The organism is Porphyromonas sp. HMSC077F02 (genome assembly GCF_001815465.1).
GTDB lineage: Bacteria > Bacteroidota > Bacteroidia > Bacteroidales > Porphyromonadaceae > Porphyromonas_A > Porphyromonas_A somerae.
Map to the genome: position 1 here is coordinate 1 of NZ_KV820655.1, position 22,545 is coordinate 22,545.

Here is a 22,545-nt window from a genome sequence, read left to right on the forward strand (position 1 = left end):
AACGACCTGTGTATAAGAGCATATTCCTCACCCCCTATGACCCCGGCTGAGGGGTCAGACCTAGGTAAGGTTGTGCGACCCCTCAGCCGGGGTCGTAAGGGTGTTTTGCACATCGTTATACACAGGTCTTCGGCACTGCGTGCCTTGACCTGTGCCTATTTAACACGGACCCCTCAGCCGGGGTCCTCACCTATAGACACACCTATGAATGCCCTACGGTAAGGCTTTCCTAATGTGTAACCCCTGTTTATAGCCTCTGAAAAAGTCGCTTAGTCACCATAGGTGCTACCACCGAGGAACTCTCGGAGAAGGGAGTTGCGGGGTGTGGACTCCATAGGGAGCGACTCGAAGAGATCTAGGAAGGTGAGAAGGCGGCTGGCGGTAGGGTAGGCGGGACTCTTTTCACATACTTGGCGAAGTGCCGATACCGCTTGCTCTTTGAGGGCCGGCATCTCGTACAGGAAGCCACTATTAAACATCACATCGGCATTCTCCTGGTAAGGGAATATCCACTGCTCCTCACCTCGGCGTACCTCTTGCCACCGTAGGATGGTTTCTTCGGCGGAGGTGCCTCTAAACTTCATATCACGAACCATTCGGCGGATAAGTCGATTATCGCTGGTGGAGATCCAGTTGTGGTCGTCAATGGAGAGGGGAGAAAGTGCGGAGACATAGACACGATAGATGGCTTCCTCAGGGATTCCTCGGAGTAGCTCAGGATTGAGTGCGTGGATTCCCTCCATGATTAAGACGCCGTGATTCTCTAGCTTCATCTCTTTGCCTGGCAAATATTCGCGCTCGCCCTTAACGAAGTTATAGGTGGGGATATGTACTTTTTCACCCGCCATCAGGAGGGCTACATCTTCTCTCAGCTTGGGGAGGTCTATAGCGTAAAGGCTTTCGTAGTCGTACTTGCCCTCTTCGTCTAGTGGGGTGTCGACCCTATTAATATAGTAGTCGTCGAGCGAGATGGCATAGGGCCATGTAAGGTTGGCAATGAGCTGAGTAGAGAGGCGCTTGCTCGTGGTGGTTTTGCCCGATGAGGAGGGTCCTGAGAGTAGTACTACGCGCACGCCCTTTTCGTACCGCTCTGCTATCTCGGAGGCGATGGAGGCAATTTCCTTTTCTTGAAGTGCCTCGGAAAGGGAGATCACTTGGCTCGCTTTGCCTTGGCGAATCAGTTCATTGAGCGGTGCCACATCCTCTACACCAATCAACTTGAGGAGGGAAAGGTGATCTTTGAATACGCCAAATTGCTTAGGCTGGCGCACCTTGTCGTATAGCTTTTCAGGGGCTAGGTGGTCGGGCATACGTAGTAGGAAACCATCGCGATATTTTTCGAGACCAAAGCCCCACACCATACCTGTGGAGGGCAATACAGGTTCGAAAATGTAGTCAATATAGCCATCGAGCTCCTCTAATCTAGCAAAGTGGGTGCAATGCGACTCAATGAGTTGGGCGGTGGTTGGTCGGCCCTTTCTTATAAAGTAAGCGATGGCCTCTTCACTGCGTAGGTAGGTGGTATTGATAGGAAGGTCTTGGGCAATGATCTCCTTCATTCTGGTGGCGATGGACTCCAAAAGATCGTGGGAGGGGGGCGTCTCTCGGCTTCCCACTACTCCGTAGTAGCCATTGGATAGAGCATGCTCTACCACTACCCGTGGGTAGCCAAGCTCCTCCGCTGCTTTGTAGAGGATTAGAGCCACGGTGCTGGTGTAGGTGCGGCGTCCGTAGGGTGTCTCATAGCCAACAAAGTCAACAAAGGAGGGGCGGTGGAGTGGGTGTGAAAGTGGGGTGGGCTTATTATCCACCAGTGCCAACATGGGAAGTCCCATGGGGCTATTGGGTAGCTCTAGCCCTTCAGCTTCGTATATCTCCATAGGAGTGATGCCAACTGGATAGACTCTTTGAGCTCCAGTCGTCTGTACTTCTATCTCTATTTCTTTATTCATTTGAACCATTATAATTCCGTAGTATTGATTATTATTGCTATCTTGGCAAATATAGCATTTTATCACTTATACGCTTACTTATGGCTAAGAAACTGATGTTTATAATTGTGCTACCGCTTTTGGTAGTCGCTACCTTTGGGTGTAGACCTTCAGGCAGTAATGATGCATTTCCCGGACTTATCAAGACGGAAGTGCCCCTACGAGCTGAGGGGCAGGAGCATATGGTGGGCTTTTTTGTCCCTGCACTGGATACCGTACGTATAGGAGTCATTGGACTTGGAATGCGTGGTCCAGATGCCGTGGATCGTTTCTGCTATATTCCAGGAGCCAAGGTGGTAGCTCTCTGTGACCTCCATCAAGAGCGTGTGGAGAAAGCCAATGAAATACTCACAAGGCATGAGCTGCCTAAGGCAGCCGAGTACTATGGTAGCGATGATGCTTGGCGTGAGCTGGTGGAGCGAGATGACCTAGACCTTATATATATAGCAACCAATTGGCAAACTCATGTGCCGATGGCACTCTATGCAATGGAGCAAGGAAAGCATGTGGCGGTAGAGGTCCCTGCAGCCCATTCGCTAGAGGATATATGGGCGCTGATCGATACTTCGGAGCGGACGCGTAAGCACTGCATGATGCTGGAGAATTGTGTCTACGACTTCTTTGAGCTCACGGTGCTGAATATGGCTCAGAAGGGGTTGCTCGGAGATATTGTCTATGCTGAGGGTGGGTATATCCACCAGCTGGAGGACTTTTGGAATGCCTACGAGGGGGATTGGCGAATGGCCTTCAATAAGACGCACCGAGGCGATATCTACCCTACGCACGGTATGGGGCCTGCTTGCCAGATACTCAATATACATAGAGGGGATAAGATGAATTATCTCGTCTCTATGGATGCTACTCCTAAGAGTATTCCGGAGTGGCTCAAGGCAAATAGAGGCGAGGAGGTGAGTGACTTTCAGAATGGGCAGCATACAGTCACGCTGATTCGTACAGAGCTAGGGCGCACCATTGAGATGCACCACGATGTGGCTACACCTAGACCTTATAGCCGCCAGTATAATATCGCAGGTACTAAGGGGTATGCCTCTAAATACCCAATGCCTCTGCTCGCCCTTAAGGGGGAATCGTTAAGTAGCAATCCGATACCTGACCAAAACCTAGTGGCACACTCTTGGTTGCCTAAGGTGGTACAAGAGGCGATGATGCAGGAGTACAAGCACCCGATCCATCAAGAGCTGGAGGAGGTGGCAAAGGAGATAGGTGGTCATGGAGGTATGGACTTCATTATGGACTATCGCCTAATCTATTGTCTTCGTCATGGCCTGCCACTGGATATGGATGTTTATGATATGGCTGAGTGGAGTGCCATCTCTCCGCTATCGGCAATATCACTTGAGCACAATTCTGCCCCTGTGGAGGTTCCTGACTTTACTCGTGGGTACTGGAATATTAAGGAGGGTTATCGCCATGCTTTTGCTGAATGAAGGCTACAAAATGGGTGTAAATAGGGGGATAATGTGAATTACCCTACAATTAACGGCTGTTTTTTTGTGTAAATTAAAGAGTTATTGCTATCTTTGTCAGAGAAACACCGTACACAGGTTCGTGTCGGCTCTCCGATAACGCGGTCTGAATAGGACAAGGTATCGGATTATTGAATGAGAATATAAGAGAATTGTACAATTAGAAAGTAATTTTTATGAAGACGAAAGTTATCGCACTTGTAGCAGCAAGTGTATTTGCACTAAGTGCTTCAGCACAGGAGGTTCAGACCTCAGCAAACGCAACCAATCTGCCAGGTAAGAATACAGCTTTTCAGCTAAACCCTGGTGACAACTGGTTTATCTCCGCTCGTGGAGGTGCTAACTATGGTGTCTCTTTCTACAATCAAGAGATCAAGGCAAAGGACTTTGCAGAGCGTCTTGGTTATGAGGCAGGTATTGGATTCGGTAAGTGGTATACTCCTTATTTCGCTAGCCGTTTGATGGTAGATTGGGCTTGGGTAAGAGATATGCACCTTGCTAAGACCGACAATACTCACGAGTATATGTTCCATACTTTGACTCCTCACATCGACTTTATGTTTGACCCAGCTAACTACTTCGGTGTGTACAACGCTAACCGTACGGTTCGCTTCGTACCTTACATCGGTGTGGGTGTTATGGCTGCTAGAACAGCTACTAATTGTGATGCGACTAACAAGCAAAAGGAGGATAGCGCAAAGGATTGGCTAGCTCACATCAACTACGCTGTTTCTGGACACGTAGGATTTGACCTTAGCTTCCGCCTTGGCAAGACTGTAGACCTAGTACTCGCTCCTAGCGTAGTATTCTCTAACATCTACCGTCCAATGTATGAGCACTATTACCGTCCAAACAACATGCTTGCTAAGCTAGACCTTGGTCTTAACTTCAACCTTGGCAAGAGCGACTTTGATGTTGTTGAGCCTATGGACTATGCTCTTCTTAACAACCTTCAGAGCGAGATCAACTCTCTACGCTCACAGAATGCTGAGCTAAGCAAGCGTCCAGTACGTTGCCCAGAGTGCCCAGAGGTAGTAGCTACTGAGGCTAAGGTTAAGTCTGAGAACGTAGTTTACTTCCGTATCGGTAGCGCTAGAGTAGATCGCAACCAAAAGATCAACATCTACAACACTGCTGAGTTCGTTAAGAGCAACAACATCCCTGTAACTGTTATCGGTTATGCTGATGCTAAGACTGGTAGCTCTAACTACAACATGACTCTCTCTGAGAAGCGTGCTCGCGAGGTGGCTCGTATCCTTACCGATGAGTATGGTGTGCCATCTAGCCAAATCACTATCGACTACAAGGGTGACACTGTACAGCCTTACGCTGAGAATGCTTGGAACCGTGTAGTTATCATGACTGCTGAGAAGTAAGAATTCTCCTACACTTAGATAGTGTAACATATAAAGGCCTGCTAGGTTTCCCTAGCAGGCCTTTATGATTCTTGTATCCAACCTGTCGCTTTCTCTTCATTTATTTAGTACCTTTGTAGGGATATGATGAGCTTTCAATTGGTATCGAAATTCAAGCCAATGGGTGACCAGCCCGAGGCGATAAAGCAACTGACGGAGGGGATTCGTTCGGGACAGGAGAAGCAGACGCTCCTTGGAGTGACTGGTTCGGGTAAGACATTTACCATTGCCAACGTGATCCAAAACCTCGGTATCCCTACACTGGTATTGAGCCACAATAGGACGCTTGCCGCACAGTTGTATGGGGAGTTCAAGAGCTTTTTTCCTCATAATGCTGTGGAGTACTTTGTCAGTTATTACGACTATTATCAGCCAGAGGCCTATCTTCCTAGTACCGATATGTACATTGAGAAGGATATGTCGATCAATGACGAGATAGAGAAGCTCCGACTCAAGACGACTGCCTCGCTCCTCTCAGGACGAAAGGATGTGATTGTGGTGGCGAGTGTGAGTTGTATTTACGGTATGGCCAACCCTCGTGATTACGCGTCGCAACGAATTGATATCAAAGTGGGAGAGGAGATATCAAGAGATGACTTCCTCAGGCAGTTGGTTAATGCTCATTATATTCATGATAGGGCGGAGTTCCGTCCTGGTACCTTCCGAAACCAAGGTGATACGCTAGATATATTCCCTGCGGTAGAGGGGTATGAAGGGATGGCCTATCGTATAGAGTTTTGGGGCGATGAGGTGGAGCGAATTAGCTGTGTAGACCCTAAGGATATGCATGAGCTTTCGGTACTTGATTCGGTGCAAATCTATCCCGCCAATCTATTTGTCACCACTAAGGAACAGACGGAGCATGCGATAGAGATGATCCGTGCCGACCTGGAGTTGCAGGTTGAGTTCTTCCATAAGCAGGGGAGGTCGGAGGAGGCAACTCGTCTCTATGAGCGGGTGACCAACGATATCACGATGCTGGAGGAGCTCGGTTATTGCAATGGTATTGAGAATTACTCCCGCTACTTCGATGGTCGGTCGGCTGGAGAGCGTCCCTACTGTCTACTTGACTATTTTCCTGATGACTTTTTACTAGTCATTGATGAGAGCCACGTCACTATCCCGCAGGTGAGAGGTATGTATGCTGGCGACCGCTTCCGTAAGACTAATCTTGTCGACTATGGTTTTAGGTTGCCCGCTGCTATTGATAACCGTCCTTTGACCTTCGAGGAGTTCCAAGAGCTCACCCATCGCACCATTTATGTCAGTGCTACACCGGCTGAGTTTGAGCTGGAGGAGAGTGGAGGAACCATTGTGGAGCAGATCATTCGCCCCACTGGACTTCCTGATCCAATCATTGAGGTGCGACCTGAGGAGCATCAGATAGATGACCTAGTGCATGAGATTCATCTAAGGATAGAGCGTGATGAGCGGACGTTGGTCACCACACTGACCAAGCGTATGGCGGAGGAGCTATCGGAGCACCTCGCAGAGATGGGCATCCGCACGGAATATATCCACAGTGAGGTGGTGACGATCCGTAGAGTGGAGATTATGGAGGGGCTTCGTCGGGGCGACTTTGATGTGTTGGTTGGGGTCAACCTATTGCGTGAAGGATTGGACCTCCCTGAGGTCTCATTGGTGGCTATTCTGGATGCCGATAAGGAGGGATTTCTACGTAACCATCGTTCGCTTACCCAGACCGCTGGCCGTGCCGCTCGTAATGTCAATGGCATGGTGATTATGTATGCCAGTAAGGTGACGCCAAGTATGCAGCTCACGATTGATGAGACCAATCGCAGGCGTCAGAAGCAGTTGGCCTTCAATAAGGAGCATGGAATAGTTCCGAAGCAGATAGTTAAGAAGAGCGCCTCTATCCTTGACCTTACTGGGCCAAGTCGGGGTGGCATAGAGAGCAAAGCCACTAAGGAGTACCGTCTTCAGAGCGAGCAGCAGAAGGTGGCAGAGCGAAGCTTTGACTATCTCTCTAAGGAGACCCTTGAGGAGCGTATCTCCGCCACTCGTAAAGCGATGGAAGAGGCGGCACGAGTACTGGACTTCGTATCTGCCGCTCAGTATAGAGATGAACTCTTTGAGCTGCAGGCGATGCTAGGCGATCAGTCGAAAGTCACCGCAAAAGAGGCTAAAGCCCAAAAGCGACTAGATGCAGTGGAGCATCAGCGTGCCGCCCATGCCAAGAACCGTAGCAAGAAGTAACCCCTTTATCAAACGCCTTACTTTGGTTGAATCTTAAGGATATCCGAGAGCTCTGTAGTGTAGTTGGGACTCACATGATTGCGAGTGACCACTTCCTCTAGTGCCTTAGGGTTGCGAGCCGCGATGTAGAGGGCATGGTCGCCATACTTATCCTTGAGCTCCTTGGCAAGAGTGGTCAGTCGTTTCAGCTCCGCCTGTCCTTCCACTTCAAAGGGCAACACCTCCCCTTCATATACCAGTTGCGAGAAGAGCAATCCCGCCTTCTTGTAATTAAATCTTGGGCGAAATGCCTTCTTAAAGAGTTGGTAGAGGATCGGCGTCAGTTCCGTGAGGTTGTTGGAAGGCAGTGTTAGGTAAGCCTCCACATACTCGTGACGCTGTTGGTCATTGATTCTATAAGCATTAGTATGCAGTACCAGTGCCACCTTAAGTGCTGCCAACTTATTCTCCCTTAGCTTCTCACAGCACTTCTCCCCAAACTCCAGTATGATACTGAAGAGTTGATGCTCGTCGGTCACCAAAGTGCCAAACGAGCGTGACCGAGTGATGCTCTTTGCCTGATCGTTCTTTGCAAAAGGAATACGTGGCTCTCCCTTTAGCTCAAGGTAGGTATCTAGCCCTGTGACGGTAAAAGATTGCCGCACCCAGTTGGGATCTTTTCGCACAAATTGATACCCGTTATAGACGCCATACTGATTGAGGCGTGCCGAAATACGCCGACCAATCCCCCAGATATCTCCCACCTCTACCCACTCAAGGGCGGCTCGCCACTTCTCATTATCATCAATGGCATACACCCCTTGTAGCTGTTCGTTTTTCTTTGCCACCCGATTGGCGAGCTTGGCAAGTGTCTTCGTCTTAGACACCCCTACACAAGTAGGAATACCCACCCCTTTCAGAATCTTCCGTCGAAGACCCCTAGCCATTGCCATATAATCGTCGCGAGGGTCGAATTGTACAAAGCACTCATCTATAGAGTAGATCTCCTGAGTCCCTACCTCCTCCCGTACAATCGCCATCACCCGCCTCGAGAGATCGCCATAGAGTGTGTAATTAGAGCTACACACCTCGATGCTGTATCGCTTCACCTCCTCTTGAATCTGAAAAAGTGGCACCCCCATCGGTATTCCTAGAGCCTTCGCCTCATTTGAGCGAGAGACCACACAGCCATCATTATTGGAGAGCACCACCACCGGACGCCCATTGAGCTGCGGGCGAAAGAGTCGCTCACAGCTCACATAAAAGTTATTGCAGTCAATAAGCCCATACATAGGCTAGCGATGACGATTTCGTGGGTTGGGCTGATGGATCACATACGTGACCACACCCCAAAGCGTGAAGTGGTCCTCAGGCTCCACCTTCATCCGAGGATACTTCGGATTGGCCGAGACAAGATAGAGCTCCCCCTCGGCCGTTTTCTCGACGTACTTAATATTAAACTCCCCATTGATAAAGCAGACCGCTACATCATTGTGATTGAATTCCAGCGAACGATCTACAATAATGATATCCCCCTCATAGATATCGGCATCAATCATAGAGTCCCCTACCACACGGGCCAAGAAGGTGGTATTGGGATGCTTAACCAGCTCGGAAGTAAGGTCAATTGCCTCAAGATTATGATCCTCTGCTGGCGAAGGGAACCCAGCAAATAGCCCATCATCAAGAAAGGGAACCTCTAGATAGCTCCCCTCCCGTATGGCGTAGAAGTCAAGCGGTTTAATCTCGTTTTTCATCGTCTTTTAAGTCGGCGAAGTGCAACTCTCAATTCGGGTGCAAAGAAGTAGATAGATAGGGTCATAAATAGTAGCAAAAGCCCAGCTCTTAGAGCAAGCTTTAGCCAAAGGCTACTAGGCTCTATCGCCATTCCTCCAAAGTAAAAGGCCATTGCCAACGCAATGATCAGTAGGTTCTTTCCCGTGTCGTAGGGGATCGGATGTAGCTTTCGCCCAAGGATATAAGAGCAAAGAAGCATTACCCCATTACAGGCAAAGGCACTCCACGCTGCAGCGACAATTCCGAATCGTGGCACCCCCCAGTAGATTACTGCCAGCGTCACCAGCAGACCAATGACCGAAAAGGTCGCACCATAGTGTGTGCGGTCGCTTACCTTGTACCACACCGATAGATTGTAGTAGATACCAAAGAGGATCTCACTTGCCATCACAATCGGCACCACCACCAATCCACTGTAGTAGTCATGTGCCACAATGTGCTTAAATAGATCAATCCCATACATCACCGTTAGGAAGATCAGCAACGCAAAGAAGATAAAGTAATTCATCGCCACACGGTAAGCATCATTGCCATCTGTCGCCTTCATCTTCGAAAAGACAAAAGGGTCGTAGGCAAACCTAAAGGCTTGAATAAACATCACCATTACCACCGCGATCTTCAGGTTCCCTCCATAGATACCCAGTTGCGCCATCCCCTCCGCACGGTCGGCATAGAGGCTAGGAATCAGTATCTGCCCCGCCATTTTATTGAAGATACCTGCCAAGCCGAGCAATACCAGAGGCAGACAGTAGAGAAGCAAAGGCTTCACTAGTGCCCTATCAAAGCCTCTCAAAGCCGGCTTAATGATTGGTAGCATCAATAGAAACTCAAAAGTAGAGGCGAGGAGGTTGGAGATAAATATGTACCCCACACCATACCCCTCACGAAATAGCCAGCTAGGCAGCGACACCCCTTTTGATACCAAGTAGGGGCAAAGGAGGAGGAAAAAGAGATTGAACCCAATGTTGAGGAAGATGAAGAGGAACTTGAAGAAAGCAAACTTCCACGGCCGACGCTCATGCCTCAGGTAGGCAAAAGGGATGGACATCAGTGCGTCCAAAGCCACAATCACCACAAAGATAGCAATGTACTCGGGGTGCGACATATAGCCGAGACCCTCTGCAATCCTACCGGAGGAGAGAAGCCCCACCAGCAAGAAGAGTGCCACCGACATCCCAACTATCTTAAAGGTAGTTGCATAAACCCGCTTCGGCTCTTCACTCGTATTGATAAACCTAAATAGCCCCGTCTCCATTCCTAGAGTGAGTATCACCAAGATGATACTCACCCACGCATAGAGATTGGTCACAATTCCATACTCAGCACTATCGGCCAGTACTCGGATATAAAATGGTGCCAATAGCCAGTTAAGAAACTTACTGATGATATTGGTCGCACCATAGATAACCGTATCCTTCGCCAACGCCTTTATCCCTGCACTCATCTCACCACACTTTAGAAGTCTTCAAAGAGGCTTTTGGGGTTGTTGGGGCGCCACTCCTTACCGAGGTGCTCGTAAGCTAGGCGAGTCACCTCACGCCCACGAGGGGTGCGCTTCATAAAGCCCTCCTTGATAAGGAAAGGCTCATAGACATCCTCTACCGTGCCAGGATCCTCTCCAATGGCTGTGGCAATGGTGCCGACCCCTACCGGACCACCATCAAACTTATCAATGATGACGCCCAAGATCTTATGGTCAATCTGATCCAACCCATGCTTATCTATATTGAGCGCCTCCAGTGCGTAGGTAGCAATCTCGTGGTGAATACGGCCCGAGCCCTTCACCTGTGCAAAGTCACGCACTCGGCGGAGTAGGGCATTGGCAATACGAGGGGTACAACGACTTCTCTGTGCTATTTCCAAGGCTGCCTGATCATCACAGGCGATGCCAAGAATTTCGGCACTTCGCTTCACAATCCCCGTCAGCGTCTCCGTATCGTAGTACTCAAGGTGCATATTGATCCCAAAGCGAGCCCTTAGCGGGGCAGTCAGTAGTCCACTGCGGGTGGTCGCCCCAATCAGGGTAAAGGGATTGAGGTCTATCTGAATACTCCTTGCCCCCGGCCCCTTATCAATCATAATATCTATCCGATAGTCCTCCATTGCAGAGTAGAGATACTCCTCCACCACTGGAGGCATCCGATGGATCTCATCGATAAATAGTACATCATTTCGCTCCAAAGAGGTCAGCACTCCAGCGAGGTCGCCAGGTTTATCTAGCACCGGCCCAGAGGTCACCTTGATCTGCACACCTAGTTCATTGGCAATGATTTGCGAAAGAGTGGTCTTTCCCAGTCCGGGAGGACCGTGGAGCAACACATGGTCCAGCGACTCCCCGCGCAACTTAGCTGCAGCGACGAAAACCTTTAGATTCTCCACCACTGAGGGCTGCCCTTGGAAGTCCTCAAACGTCGCAGGCCGGAGAGCATTGTCCCGATCCTCCTCCTGCTTGATGCTACTACTCAAAGATTCATCGCCCTGCTCTATGCCACGGATGTCAAACTCTTCTAGCCCCTCTATGATCCTCTCCTCGTCCTTCATCTTGCCTCTTTACGAAAGTAATTCAAAGTCCAATTGCCTCTTGTCTAAGTCTGCTCTAGCTACGCGTATCGTGAGTTTATCGCCAAGGGAAAAACGTCGCTTCGTATTGTAGCCAACGAGAGAGTAGGTCTTCTCATCCAGTTCATAATAATCATCGTCAAGGTCACGGATAGGCACCAGCCCCTCCACACCATTGGCGACGAGTTCCACAAAGACGCCAAACTCCTTCACACCACTGATCACCCCATCAAAGACCTCTCCGAGGTGATTTTGCATAAACTCCACCTGCTTGTACTTGATAGAGGTACGCTCCGCCTCAGTGGCTTTGCGCTCCTGCTCCGAATCATACTTACAAATCTCCTCAATATCGGTCCTCTTGAGGCTCTTTCCACCATTCATATAGTGGGTAAGGAGGCGATGCACCATCATATCGGGGTGCCTACGAATTGGACTGGTAAAGTGGGTGTAGTATGGGAAGGCCAAGCCATAGTGACCGATGTTTTCGGTCTGATAAATAGCCTTTGCCATAGTGCGGATCGTCAGCGTCTCTACTAGCTCCGCTTCAGGCTTGTCTTGCACCTTTTTCAGAAGGTCATTAAGGCTACGAGCAATCTGCTCCGGCGTGCCAGTAGGTTTGATCTTGTAGCCCAGACGCCCTACAAACTCTGCCAAGTCGGCTAGCTTTTCAGCATCGGGAGTGTCGTGGACACGATAAACGAAGGTAGGTCCCTCCTTCCCCTCACCATAAAGTGTGCCGATATGCTTCGCCACCGTACGATTGGCAAGTAGCATAAACTCCTCAATCAGATGATTGGCTGGGATCGGATGCTTGACATAAATCTCCAAAGGCTTCCCCTGGTCATCAATCCTAAAGGCCAACTCCGAACGCTCAAAAGCGATGGCACCTGCCTTCATACGATCCGCACGGAGCTTCTTCGCAAGATTATTGAGGGTCTGAATAGCTGCCGTCTCGGGTTGCTCTGCCCCATCAATCATCGCCTGTGCCTCCTCGTAGGTTAGCCGTTTATCACTGTGAATAATGGTGCGAGTGATCTCATAATCGAGCACCTTCGCCTCGTCATCTAGCTGAAAGATAACCGAGTAGGCGGGGCGATCCACGCCCGGCTTGAGCGAACAGAGGTCGTTGCAAAGACGCTCTGGAAGCATCGGCACCGTGCGATCCACTAGATAGACACTCGTGGCACGCTTTGCCGCCTCCCGATCAATCTCATCATCGGGTAGCACGTAGGCAGTCACATCGGCAATGTGTACCCCTACCTCCCAGCGTCCTTCGCCCACCTTTTCTAGCGAAAGGGCATCATCGAAGTCCTTAGCACTTTCAGGGTCAATCGTTATGGTGAGTGGCTTACGGAAATCTTTACGGGGGAAGATATCGCTAAAAGCTTTGTTGGCATCCAGTTTCTCACCCGCCAAAGTCACCTCTTCAGGGTATTTGAAAGGCAGACCATACTCTGCTAGGATCGCATGCATCTCGGTATCATTGTCCCCTGGCTTGCCGATCACCGCCTGCACTTCGCCGACTGGGTTCTTGGCTCGCTCGGGCCACTCCAATACCTTCACTACCACCTTGTCGCCATCCTGAGCTCCATTTAGTTTGTCACGAGGTATAAAGATGTCATTGGCGAGCTTATTACTCTCGGTGATAAGAAAAGCAACATCATTGAGGATAGAAATCACCCCTACAAAATTGGTGTCTGCACGCTCTAGGATCTCTACAATCTCCCCCTCTGGTTCTTGACCTCTACGGGTGGCAAGGCGGTTCATCACCACCTTGTCGCCATCCATCGCATGCCCAGTATTTCGCTCAGCCACTCGGATGGACTCGCCACCATCATCGGGGTAAAACATATTGTGCCCACGTCCAGCTTTACGGCGGAGGATGCCCTCCATCTTTTGCCGTGGTGCTACATAGCGATAGCGGTCGGGTAGGCTATCGGCCACTAGCACACGCTCCTGTGCCAGCTGTACCATCGCCTCACGTACCATCTCCACTGCTAGGTCGCCCTCGGCACCGACCCCTTCAGCTACTTGCTGGTAGTCCGATGCCTCCCCCTTGCTATTGCGGAAGTACTGAAGCACTAGGCCACGTACTCTCGATACGCTTCTATCTTTCTTGGGCTTGGTATCTCTCGAAAATCGTGACCTGCCGACTTTCTGTGTACCCTTCCGCCCCCTTCTTTTCTCTACTTTCTTTTTTCTGCCCATATTGTTATCATTCTTTCTGTATCTACAAAGATACCAAAAAAAGAGAGCTTAAGGGAGACGATGGGAGCTCTAGCTAGGTAGTGCCTTATCTAGAGTTCCTTATCGGACAGGTCGGACGGTGGCCGATGTGGAAAGAACCTCCGTGAGGTCTTTCACACGCCGATTTATTTGATAAAAATGGCTATTTGTAGGGCGCTAGTAATCAATGGGTTATGAGGGCGAAAATTGAGATGCAACTAAGCATTTGCTTAGTTGCATCTCGCCGATTGCTTAGTTGCAACTAACCGATTGCTTAGTTGCATCTTAACTTTTGCTCTCCTCCTACAAGGCGTTTTGAGACTATTTGGAGGACTCCAAATCTTCGCCCCCTTTTGGCTAGAGGGCGTAGCGGATCATCAGGAGGATGGTGACGATGACGAGGGTCCAATTGAGTTGTTTGTATTGGCCACTGAAGAGCTTTACTAGGGTGAAGCTGATCATACCGAGTGCCATACCCTCTGCAATGTTGTAGGTGAGTACCATGGTGAGCATGGTGATGAAGCAGGGTAGTGCCTCGGAAAGGTCGGAGAGGTTGATATCTCTCACGGAGCTTAGCATCAGTACTCCTACCATCACTAGTGCCCCTGTGGTAGCAGCGGAAGGGATGATGAGGAAGAGTGGGGAGAAGAAGAGTGCCAGCACAAAGAGGAGTGCGGTCACTAAGGCGGTGAGACCTGTTCGACCTCCTTCGGCAATACCGGAGGCACTCTCCACGAAGGTGGTGACGGTAGAGGTACCGAAGAGTGCACCTGTGGAGGTGGCGATGGCATCGGCCATCATTGCCTGCTTGATATTCTTGACATTCCCCTGCTTATCCATCATCTCGGTATTGGCGGCCGCTCCAATGAGAGTGCCCATGGTATTGAATATATCCATAAAGACCAAGGCGAAGATGGTGAGTGCCATATCTGCATTAAAGATGGCGTGGAAGTCGAGCTTTAGGAAGGTAGGCTCTAGTGATTGGGGCATTGAGACCACCGAAAAGCTGGAGGGCACGTGGGTAACCCCCATCGGTATACCGACAATGGTGATGATGATAATGCTGTAGAAAAGGGCACCTTTGACCCTCAGTACCATCAACACTCCGCTGAGGATAATCCCCATCATAGCGAGGAGGGCGGTAGGGGTAAACTCTCCGAGGGCCACGAACGTGGCGGGGTCGCTCACGATGATTCCCGCATTCTTCAACCCGATAAAGGCGATAAACATTCCGATACCACTAGAGATGGCGAAGCGTAGATTGATAGGGACACACTTCACGATCTGCTCTCGTATATTGAAGAGCGTGAGGAGGATAAAGATGATACCCTCCACGAAGATCGCTGCCAAGGCGGCTTCCCAACTATAGCCCATCGCTTGTACCAATGTAAAGGCAAAGAAGGCGTTGATACCCATGCTTGGGGCTTGGGCAAAGGGGAGCTTTGCCATAAAGGCGATCAAGAGGGTGCCGACTGCCGAAGCGAGTGCAGTGGCGGTGAAGACGGCTCCTCGATCCATCCCAGCGGCACTAAGTATATCTGGATTGACCGCTAGGATATAGCTCATGGTGAGGAAGGTGGTGAGCCCTGCCATCAACTCGGTCTTGAGGTGGTATTTCTTTGGGTCGAAGCCCAACCATTGATAAAGTTTTTGCATCTCTGTAGTAACGTCTATGTAGTTATGCTATTTTAATCGGAGTGTTGAAAGATGTGCAGGAGATGCGAGGGGCACCTGCCATAGCTTGGTGAGCGTTACCGTACCCTTGGGTAATCGGATCTGTTGCTGGTGCTCGACCCACGTGGTGGGGATCTCTAGCCGAAGGTGTGATGCCTTTGCCCACCGATTATAGAGCTTAATCGTGATTTGGTTCTCCCCTTTTCGGAGAGGCAATAGTAGCTGGAGCGTAGCATTGCCCTCCTCTCGGTGGAGAGCACCATCAATGTATTCACCATTGAGGTATATGAGTATGCCGTCGGTATAGGTGAGGGTGAGGGGTAGCTCGGTTGCCTTATCTACTGTGATCGCTTGCCGGAATAATCGTCCTGAACTGAAGCCCATAGGAAGTGTGACCCCTTGTCGTAAATCGGCTTGCGATAGGATCCACTCTGGGGTGTCGGCAATAGTCGCCATGCGCCCTCTCTGAAGAGCCTCTTCGAGTGGACCCCATTGGTATGGTGGGATCGGTATTGTGCTACTCCGTTCGGGCTGTAGGGCTAGGGGCTTGCCATTGAGTAGAATCTCCCTCCCTACCTCCTTGTCGGTATAGGTGAGGGTGTAGCTCTTGGCACGAGGAACGCTCCACTGATAGCCTACGATGCTTTGGAAACTAGCATAGTAATCGGCCGAGGAGTGGGCAAATAGCGGTGCTGCATTGAGCGGTGTGAGTGCCCCCTTAGTTACTTCTTGCTTTGGTGCTCTATACTTGGTTTTGTAGAGATGATAGTAGGTGTTGCTGGCGATGAGCTGAGCACCCTTAGGGGCGGGAGTTCCTTTCTTCTGAAAGATATACTTTTGGCTCTTATCGGCACTCAGTGTGGCGAGTTGGTTGGGGGTAGCGGCAGGATGGGTCTGATAGATCGCCTCCTTAAAGGGGGCTAACTCCTCGCCAATCCGCTGGATCACCTCCGCCTCAAAAGGAACGATAGAGCCGTCGCCCTTCGGTCCGATATTGAGTAGGTACTTGCCACCGTAGGCAACCACCTTGAGCAGTGCATCGAGTTTCTCTTGCACCTTTGCCTCTACCGATCCCCTCTCTTGCCACGATCGGTAACCCCAAGTCTCATCAAAGATAGAGGCGGCTGTTTGCCACGGCATCGCCATCAGATAGTCGGGGTATTCATTATCCGCCATCACGCAGAAGTCGGCGTAGTCATTGCCGAGACGTCCGCTCACCATACAGTCGGGCTGTAGCTGATGTACGAGGGCATAGAGTTCGGCACTTTGCTCAGTGGTGAGGCTCCCCATATCAAACCAGAGCTCATCTACACGCCCATACTTGGTGAGTAGCTCCCGCACCTGAGCCATATTGTATTGGTGGTGGGGTGGGGTGATGGGGTCGGCATTGTGCGAAGTGAAGGGCACCGCATAGGGGTAGTGCCAATCGATGAGTGAGAAGTAGATGCCGAAGCCGATACCAGCTTGGTGACACGCCTCAGCTAGTTCGCCGATGAGGTCCCTCTTGGCGGGGGTGTTCATCACATTGTAGTCGGTGGTCTCGGTATCGAAAAGGCAGAAGCCATCGTGGTGCTTACTGGTCATTACCACACTCCGCATACCGCCCTTTTGTGCCAAAGAGACAATCTCTTGGGCATCGAACTTTGCCGCATCAAGTTGTTGAGTGTAGGCTTCATACCAGTCGCTAAAGCCGATGCCAAAGGTGAGGATTTGCTCCGAATAACCTTTCGTGACTGGCTCTCCCTGAAAGACGCCACCAGGGATGGAGTAGAGCCCATAATGTACAAAGAGGGAGTACTTATCGCCGTACCAATCGTTGCTTTGTGCTGAGGCGGTAAGGGCTACTAAAAGTGAGAGTAAGAGTTGGTAGAGTCTTTTCATGGTCTTAATGGTTTTTGATGCAGTATCTCCCTCCTGGGAGTGAGTGGATTTGTCCATTCAATTCAAGCTCAAAGAGCATGCCTGAGATGGTTGGCACCTCTTCTCCTAGCTGTAGTGCAAGGTCTTCAAGGGTGAGGTGGTCGGCGGTGCGTAATGCCTTGAGTATTGGGTTGCTCTCCTCCTGCTCCTCTTCAAAGGGAAGCCTTTGGGGCTTGAGTGTGGGGAGGAGCTGGAGCTCGTCTAGGAGCTTATCGGGGGTGGTGATGATACTTGCTTTTTGGTGGGCGACCAGTTTGTTGCACCCTTTTGAGGCGGGGTCAAAGATTCGTCCAGGGGCAACAAGTACCGAGCGGCCGTAGTCAAAGGCGATGTTGGCGGTGATGAGTGAGCCACCCCGCTCGGCACTCTCTACGACTACGGTGCCGAGGGAGAGACCAGCGACAATCCGATTGCGCTGTACAAAGCGTTGGGGAAGAGCGCGAGTGCGGTAAGGGTATTCGGTGACCACGCCACCACCCGTGGCGATCATCTGCTCGGCGAGATCGCGGTGTGAGCTAGGGTAGAGGGTGTAGTGCCCATGTGCTACCACACCGATGCTCTTGAGCCCATATTTCAGAGCCGCTTGGTGCGACAGTTTATCCACACCGTAGGCAAGACCACTCACGATGGTGATATCGGGGCGTAGTGCAGCAATCCCCTCCATAAGGTATTCGAGCACATCAAGTGAGTAGTGGGTATTGCGTCGGGTGCCGACAAAGCTTATCATCGGGCCTGAGGGGATTTGCCCTTTTACGTAAAGCACCAATGGAGCATCGAAGCACTGAGCCAAGTAGGGCGGGTACTCCTCATCCCCAAAAAAGTAGAGCTTGAGGGGTCGCCCACGCTGTTGCAGCTCCTCCAGTATCTCCAATTCTCTCTTAGCTAGCTCTACCCCATTACCCGAAAGTAGCAACTGTGCTAGCTTTGGTCGGATATTGGGGTGCTTCATCAGCTCCGCAGGGGTGGCTACCATCACCGCTTCCGCCGAACCCATTTCCTCGATAAGGGCTTTGGCGGTGACAGGTCCTATCCCCTCCGTGAGACTAAGCTGTAGGAGAGCCAACTGCTCGGAAGAGAACTGCAGGGAGCTTTCCATTTAAGGCTGGATATTAGCTAGGAGTTGGTCGAAGTATTCGCCTCGTGTCAATTTCCCGTCCTGCACCAGCACAGCCGATATCTTGCCCACGGCGGCTATCTTTTTATCCGAAAGACGAATGACATCTTGGTCAAAGACGAGCCGCACGCCCTCGCGATGCACATTGAGGCCTACCCAAAAGCGGTCACCACTCTTGAGGGAGACCTTGTAGTCGATCTCCACTCTCGCAACAAAGGCGTCGTAGCCGAGGTCGTGCATCCGTCCGAAGTTATCGCCAAGGCTCTCGAGAAATTCGTGCCTCGCATGCTCCATATAGCGCTGGTAGTTGGCGTTATTGACCACTCCTTGGAGGTCGCACTCGTAGTCTCTCACCTTCATCTCAATGAGATAGAGGTACTTCTTATCTGGCAATTGGCTCATAAAAACTTGCTTTTTCCTTTCTCTTCAACCATTCTCATCACATAAAGGCGGTCGCCTGGACGTACCTTTTCGGGCACCTTCACGCTAAAGCGTATGCCTTTCTCTGTAATCTCAGGGGCGATGCTATCGGCTACCCGCATCTCATTGGCAGGGAAGAAGACGGCTCCTGTAGTGGGTCCTGTGATGAGGAGCTCCTCGCCCTCTTTGATCAGTCCACTCTCGAGCTCCAACTCTGCTACGCCGAGCTTGGAGAAGTACTTGATCACCCGACCGACATGCGTCTTGACCCTTGTGGCAGAAGAGCCGTACTTGTGTGTCCACTCGCCCAATCGCTGGCCGAGGTAGTAGCCGTCCCAAAAACCACGATTGAAGACAGTGGCGAGTCGCTCGTCCCAATTCCGTATCTTCTCCTCGGTGTAGCTCCCATCGAGGTGGGCTAGGATCGCCTCATTGTAACACTCGCATACCGTCCGTACATACTCGGGTCCTCTGGCACGCCCCTCTATCTTAAAGACACGCACCCCAGCGTCCATCATCTTATTCATAAAGTGGATGGTCTTGAGGTCTTTGGGCGACATAATATATTGGTTCTCCACCTCCAGCTCCATATCACTTGTGGTATCCTTGACTAGGTAGCTGCGTCGGCAGATCTGGTTGCACGCCCCGCGATTGGCACTGCTATTCATCTCGTGCAGGCTGAGGTAGCACTTGCCACTTACCGCCATGCAGAGAGCGCCGTGGGCAAACATCTCTATCCGTACCAGTTCACCCCTTGGCCCTCGGATATCCTCCTCTACAATGGCTTGGTGGATGCGATCCACCTGGTCTAGATTGAGCTCTCGTGCCAGCACCACCACGTCGGCAAAGCGGGCGTAGAAGCGGAGTGCCTCCACATTGGTGATATTGAGCTGCGTAGAGAGGTGCACCTCTACCCCTTGGTCAAAGGCGTAGCTCATCGCCGCAATATCGCTCGCGATGATGGCCGATATGCCAGCCGCTTTGGCGGAGTCTACAATCTCGTGGAGTAACTCCATATCACCATCGTAGATGATGGTATTGACCGTAAGATAACTCTTCACCCCCTTTTCGTCGCAGAGCTTTACGATCTCCTCCATATCGTGGGTGTCGAAGGTCTTGGCACTCCTTGCCCGCATATTGAGCCCTTCGATGCCGAAGTAAACGGCATCGGCACCCCCTTGTAGTGCAGCGTGGAGCGACTCCCAGCTGCCTACAGGTGCCATAATCTCAAAGTCTTTGCGACTGAGTCCTTTCTGTATCATCAGAGGATATTGGTCTCCTTGGTAAATTTGATGATCTCATCAATGTAGCCAAAGGCAAGCCCCGTTACGCTATCGGCACAGCCGTAGTAGATAGCAATTCGGCCAGTCTCCGCATCGTGGATCGCTGCACAAGGGAAGGTAACATTAGGCACATCGCCCATGCACTCATATTGCTCAAGGGGGCTGATCAGATACTCCCCACTGCGGGCAATCATCTTCCATGGCTGCTCCTTATCTAGTAGTGCACTACCAAAGGCATAGACATACCCATTGCAGCTTCTCAACACTCCGTGGTAGATCATTAGCCACCCCTCGCTAGTCTCGATAGGGATAGGTCCGGCACCCACCTTGAGGCATTGCCATGCACTCACCTCGAAGGGTGCTGGCGCCATTACGTGGCGGTGCTTACCCCAGAAGACCATATCAGGAGACTCGCTATAGAATATATCGCCAAAAGCGGTATGTCCATTGTCGCTCGGACGAGAGAGCATCGCGTAGTTGCCATTGATCTTACGAGGGAAGAGCACCCCATTCCTATTGAAAGGAAGGTAGGCATTCTCTAGCTGATGGAAGGTCTCAAAGTCCTCCGTCCACGCCACTCCAATCGTAGGCCCATGATAGCCATTGCACCAGGTGACATAATACTTGCCCTCCATCTCTACCACACGTGGGTCGTAGCCATAAACCCACTCACCGATCTCAGGGTCGGGGCAGGTGAATTCGATCTTCTCGGGGCGGATATCCCACTTGATACCATCCTTACTGAAGCCTACGTGCAGACGCATACGGCGGTTCTTGTCATCCACTCTAAATACCCCAGCAAAGCCATCCTTGTATGGCACCACGGCACTATTGAATATGCTATTGCTGTGAGGTGTCTCGTAACGACCGATCACAGGGTTTTGGCTATAGCGCCAGAGTACCTCCTTTGACCCCTTTGGTCTATCTTCCCATGGCATATTGGGCATCGCAGGCCCTTCAATCTTTATATCCATATCTCTATTGATTCATTAAAAAGTGATTATACTTATATCTCATTGCCCTCGTCATCGTAGGTAAAGGGCACTTTATAGGCACAAATAAGCCCAGGAATGGCTACCACTAGCGCGATGAGGAAAAATAGCTCGTAACCCACACGGTCGCTGATAGAGCCACTCACCATGCCAGGGAGCATCACACTTAGATTCATCAGACTAGTACCGATGGCGTAGTGTGCCATCTGGTGTGGTCCACGTGCCACCTGCTGCATCATAAAGAGGTTGAGCCCCACAAAGCCGAAGCCATACCCGAAGTACTCCATTGTGATCCCTATAGTAGTCCACCCGAGCCATTCTGGTTGGAAGTAGGCGAGCAGGAAGTAGACCACAAAAGGGATGTTGAAGATCAAGGCTAGGGAAAAGAGCACCTTACGCAGCCCGAAGTGACTAATGTAATAGCCACTCAGTAGGCTACCGAGGATAAAGGCGGCCGTACCTGCCGTGCCGTAGATGAGTCCAAATTGCTCATTGGTAAGCCCGATACCCCCCTCCGCTACTCCTGCCTTAAGGAAGAGCGGTGCAATCTTTATTGCTAGTCCCTCCGTGAGACGGTAGAGGAGGATAAAGAGTAGGTAAAACCATATGTGCTTCTTCTCAAAGAAGCTGACGAATATCTCCACAAAGCTCTTCATTGCATCGGATAGGGAGCGAGTCTCCTTGCTCTCTTCGGTGTTCTTCATCTTCCCTGGCAGTATCGCTAAGTGGTAAAGCGCTACCGCAAGCATAATCACTCCCGCTAGTAGAAAGACGGCACGCCAGGCCCACAGCACTCCGTAGTCCTTTGAGAGGCTACCCACGAGGTAGACCAAAGCACCACGGGCAAAGATCTTGGCAATATTGTAGGCGGCACCTTGCCACCCAATGTATTGGCTCTGTTGCTTTTGGCTAAGGTATTGCATATAGGTGCCATCGCCTGCAATGTCGTGCATGGAGCCACTAATCGCCATCAGTGCCATTAGCACAATAGTCACCGCAAAGAAGTTCTCCACCCCGAGCCCTGCAAAGATGAGCCCTAATACCACTGCCGACACCAACTCCGTTAGCACCACATACTGCTTCTTGGTGCCAAAGATTTCCATCACGGGACTGAAAAGGGGTTTCAAGCTCCACGGCAAAGTGAGGAGCGATGCCCAAAAGGTAATCCGACCATCGGGGATCCCGAGGTCCTTAAACATCAAGAGCGATACATCCGATAGCAACACCATCGGAAGCCCCATCGCAAAGTAAACCGTCGGCACCCACACCGCAGGACTTTTCGTTTGACTCATCAGATAACTTAATCAATAATATTACTATTAGAATACAAACTTACCAAATTCCTCCCTATTCACCTTATCACCATTGGCCCCCTTGTGGGTCGGATCTCCTGATTTAGTACTAAAATGCTCTTCTTGGAACAGCCATAAAACCTCTATACAAGTAGAGCAAAAGTTGAGATGCAACTAAG

Annotated in this window: 16 protein-coding genes; 3 read left to right on the top strand and 13 right to left on the bottom strand. The window is 50.8% G+C overall.

The features are described from left to right. Positions 1-269 precede the first annotated feature (269 nt). Positions 270-1,952 (bottom strand): nucleoside kinase, encoded by a 1,683-nt coding sequence (locus tag HMPREF3027_RS03735; RefSeq protein ID WP_070707157.1) that lies wholly within the window; start codon positions 1,950-1,952, stop codon positions 270-272. An 80-nt stretch (positions 1,953-2,032) separates the two neighbouring features. Here HMPREF3027_RS03735 and HMPREF3027_RS03740 point away from each other — a divergent pair, with 80 nt between their 5' ends. The 3 genes from HMPREF3027_RS03740 (at position 2,033) to uvrB (ending at position 7,110) form a co-directional block, all read left to right on the top strand. Then, positions 2,033-3,439, top strand: a complete 1,407-nt coding sequence (locus tag HMPREF3027_RS03740; RefSeq protein WP_141756221.1) for a Gfo/Idh/MocA family protein — start codon at positions 2,033-2,035, stop codon at positions 3,437-3,439. A 215-nt stretch (positions 3,440-3,654) separates the two neighbouring features. Beyond that, on the top strand, positions 3,655-4,854 hold the full coding sequence (locus tag HMPREF3027_RS03745; RefSeq protein WP_070707158.1) for an OmpA family protein: 1,200 nt from the start codon (positions 3,655-3,657) through the stop codon (positions 4,852-4,854). Positions 4,855-4,980: 126 nt separating this feature from the next. Continuing rightward, positions 4,981-7,110: an excinuclease ABC subunit UvrB gene (uvrB, locus tag HMPREF3027_RS03750; protein ID WP_083317497.1), complete on the top strand. Its 2,130-nt coding sequence runs from the start codon at positions 4,981-4,983 to the stop codon at positions 7,108-7,110. 17 nt (positions 7,111-7,127) lie between these two features. On the opposite strand, the gene HMPREF3027_RS03755 is transcribed toward uvrB, so the two are convergent. From HMPREF3027_RS03755 to HMPREF3027_RS03810, 12 genes are all read right to left on the bottom strand, one after another. Next, positions 7,128-8,381: a Y-family DNA polymerase gene (locus HMPREF3027_RS03755; RefSeq protein WP_070707160.1), complete on the bottom strand. Its 1,254-nt coding sequence runs from the start codon at positions 8,379-8,381 to the stop codon at positions 7,128-7,130. A gap of 3 nt (positions 8,382-8,384) precedes the next feature. After that, on the bottom strand, positions 8,385-8,846 hold the full coding sequence (locus HMPREF3027_RS03760) for a LexA family protein (RefSeq protein WP_018028508.1): 462 nt from the start codon (positions 8,844-8,846) through the stop codon (positions 8,385-8,387). After that, entirely contained in the window at positions 8,843-10,330 is a 1,488-nt protein-coding gene (locus HMPREF3027_RS03765; RefSeq protein ID WP_070707161.1) for a lipopolysaccharide biosynthesis protein, read from the bottom strand. Before HMPREF3027_RS03765 ends, HMPREF3027_RS03760 begins: the two co-directional genes overlap by 4 nt. Positions 10,331-10,341: 11 nt before the next feature. Further along, positions 10,342-11,427: a Holliday junction branch migration DNA helicase RuvB gene (ruvB, locus tag HMPREF3027_RS03770; RefSeq protein ID WP_070707162.1), complete on the bottom strand. Its 1,086-nt coding sequence runs from the start codon at positions 11,425-11,427 to the stop codon at positions 10,342-10,344. 9 nt (positions 11,428-11,436) lie between these two features. Further along, positions 11,437-13,653 (bottom strand): ribonuclease R, encoded by a 2,217-nt coding sequence (gene rnr, locus HMPREF3027_RS03775; protein WP_070707163.1) that lies wholly within the window; start codon positions 13,651-13,653, stop codon positions 11,437-11,439. Between the two features lie 375 nt (positions 13,654-14,028). After that, positions 14,029-15,327: an NCS2 family permease gene (locus tag HMPREF3027_RS03780; RefSeq protein ID WP_070707164.1), complete on the bottom strand. Its 1,299-nt coding sequence runs from the start codon at positions 15,325-15,327 to the stop codon at positions 14,029-14,031. A 27-nt stretch (positions 15,328-15,354) separates the two neighbouring features. Next, complete coding sequence (locus HMPREF3027_RS03785; protein WP_070707165.1) at positions 15,355-17,226, bottom strand: alpha-L-fucosidase; 1,872 nt, start codon at positions 17,224-17,226, stop codon at positions 15,355-15,357. Between the two features lie 4 nt (positions 17,227-17,230). Then, positions 17,231-18,361 (bottom strand): DNA-processing protein DprA, encoded by a 1,131-nt coding sequence (gene dprA / locus HMPREF3027_RS03790; protein WP_070707166.1) that lies wholly within the window; start codon positions 18,359-18,361, stop codon positions 17,231-17,233. Continuing rightward, entirely contained in the window at positions 18,362-18,781 is a 420-nt protein-coding gene (locus HMPREF3027_RS03795) for an acyl-CoA thioesterase (RefSeq protein ID WP_018028728.1), read from the bottom strand. After that, complete coding sequence (locus HMPREF3027_RS03800) at positions 18,778-20,061, bottom strand: peptidase U32 family protein (RefSeq protein ID WP_021903729.1); 1,284 nt, start codon at positions 20,059-20,061, stop codon at positions 18,778-18,780. Before HMPREF3027_RS03800 ends, HMPREF3027_RS03795 begins: the two co-directional genes overlap by 4 nt. Further along, complete coding sequence (locus tag HMPREF3027_RS03805) at positions 20,061-21,056, bottom strand: glycoside hydrolase family 130 protein (protein WP_021903730.1); 996 nt, start codon at positions 21,054-21,056, stop codon at positions 20,061-20,063. Before HMPREF3027_RS03805 ends, HMPREF3027_RS03800 begins: the two co-directional genes overlap by 1 nt. A gap of 32 nt (positions 21,057-21,088) precedes the next feature. Beyond that, positions 21,089-22,366 carry an MFS transporter gene (locus HMPREF3027_RS03810; protein WP_018028731.1) on the bottom strand — a complete coding sequence of 426 codons (1,278 nt, stop codon included), beginning with the start codon at positions 22,364-22,366 and terminating at the stop codon, positions 21,089-21,091. Positions 22,367-22,545: the final 179 nt, after the last annotated feature.

Bases quoted from the DNA above. Each gene is read 5' to 3' on its own strand.
- rnr (WP_070707163.1), bottom strand. From the start codon at position 13,653: ATGGGCAGAAAAAAGAAAGTAGAGAAAAGAAGGGGGCGGAAGGGTACA.
- HMPREF3027_RS03810 (WP_018028731.1), bottom strand. From the start codon at position 22,366: ATGAGTCAAACGAAAAGTCCTGCGGTGTGGGTGCCGACGGTTTACTTT.
- HMPREF3027_RS03780 (WP_070707164.1), bottom strand. From the start codon at position 15,327: ATGCAAAAACTTTATCAATGGTTGGGCTTCGACCCAAAGAAATACCAC.
- dprA (WP_070707166.1), bottom strand. From the start codon at position 18,361: ATGGAAAGCTCCCTGCAGTTCTCTTCCGAGCAGTTGGCTCTCCTACAG.
- uvrB (WP_083317497.1), top strand. From the start codon at position 4,981: ATGAGCTTTCAATTGGTATCGAAATTCAAGCCAATGGGTGACCAGCCC.
- HMPREF3027_RS03805 (WP_021903730.1), bottom strand. From the start codon at position 21,056: ATGGATATAAAGATTGAAGGGCCTGCGATGCCCAATATGCCATGGGAA.
- HMPREF3027_RS03765 (WP_070707161.1), bottom strand. From the start codon at position 10,330: ATGAGTGCAGGGATAAAGGCGTTGGCGAAGGATACGGTTATCTATGGT.
- HMPREF3027_RS03735 (WP_070707157.1), bottom strand. From the start codon at position 1,952: ATGAATAAAGAAATAGAGATAGAAGTACAGACGACTGGAGCTCAAAGA.
- HMPREF3027_RS03740 (WP_141756221.1), top strand. From the start codon at position 2,033: ATGGCTAAGAAACTGATGTTTATAATTGTGCTACCGCTTTTGGTAGTC.
- HMPREF3027_RS03785 (WP_070707165.1), bottom strand. From the start codon at position 17,226: ATGAAAAGACTCTACCAACTCTTACTCTCACTTTTAGTAGCCCTTACC.
- HMPREF3027_RS03745 (WP_070707158.1), top strand. From the start codon at position 3,655: ATGAAGACGAAAGTTATCGCACTTGTAGCAGCAAGTGTATTTGCACTA.
- HMPREF3027_RS03755 (WP_070707160.1), bottom strand. From the start codon at position 8,381: ATGTATGGGCTTATTGACTGCAATAACTTTTATGTGAGCTGTGAGCGA.
- HMPREF3027_RS03800 (WP_021903729.1), bottom strand. From the start codon at position 20,061: ATGATACAGAAAGGACTCAGTCGCAAAGACTTTGAGATTATGGCACCT.
- HMPREF3027_RS03795 (WP_018028728.1), bottom strand. From the start codon at position 18,781: ATGAGCCAATTGCCAGATAAGAAGTACCTCTATCTCATTGAGATGAAG.
- ruvB (WP_070707162.1), bottom strand. From the start codon at position 11,427: ATGAAGGACGAGGAGAGGATCATAGAGGGGCTAGAAGAGTTTGACATC.
- HMPREF3027_RS03760 (WP_018028508.1), bottom strand. From the start codon at position 8,846: ATGAAAAACGAGATTAAACCGCTTGACTTCTACGCCATACGGGAGGGG.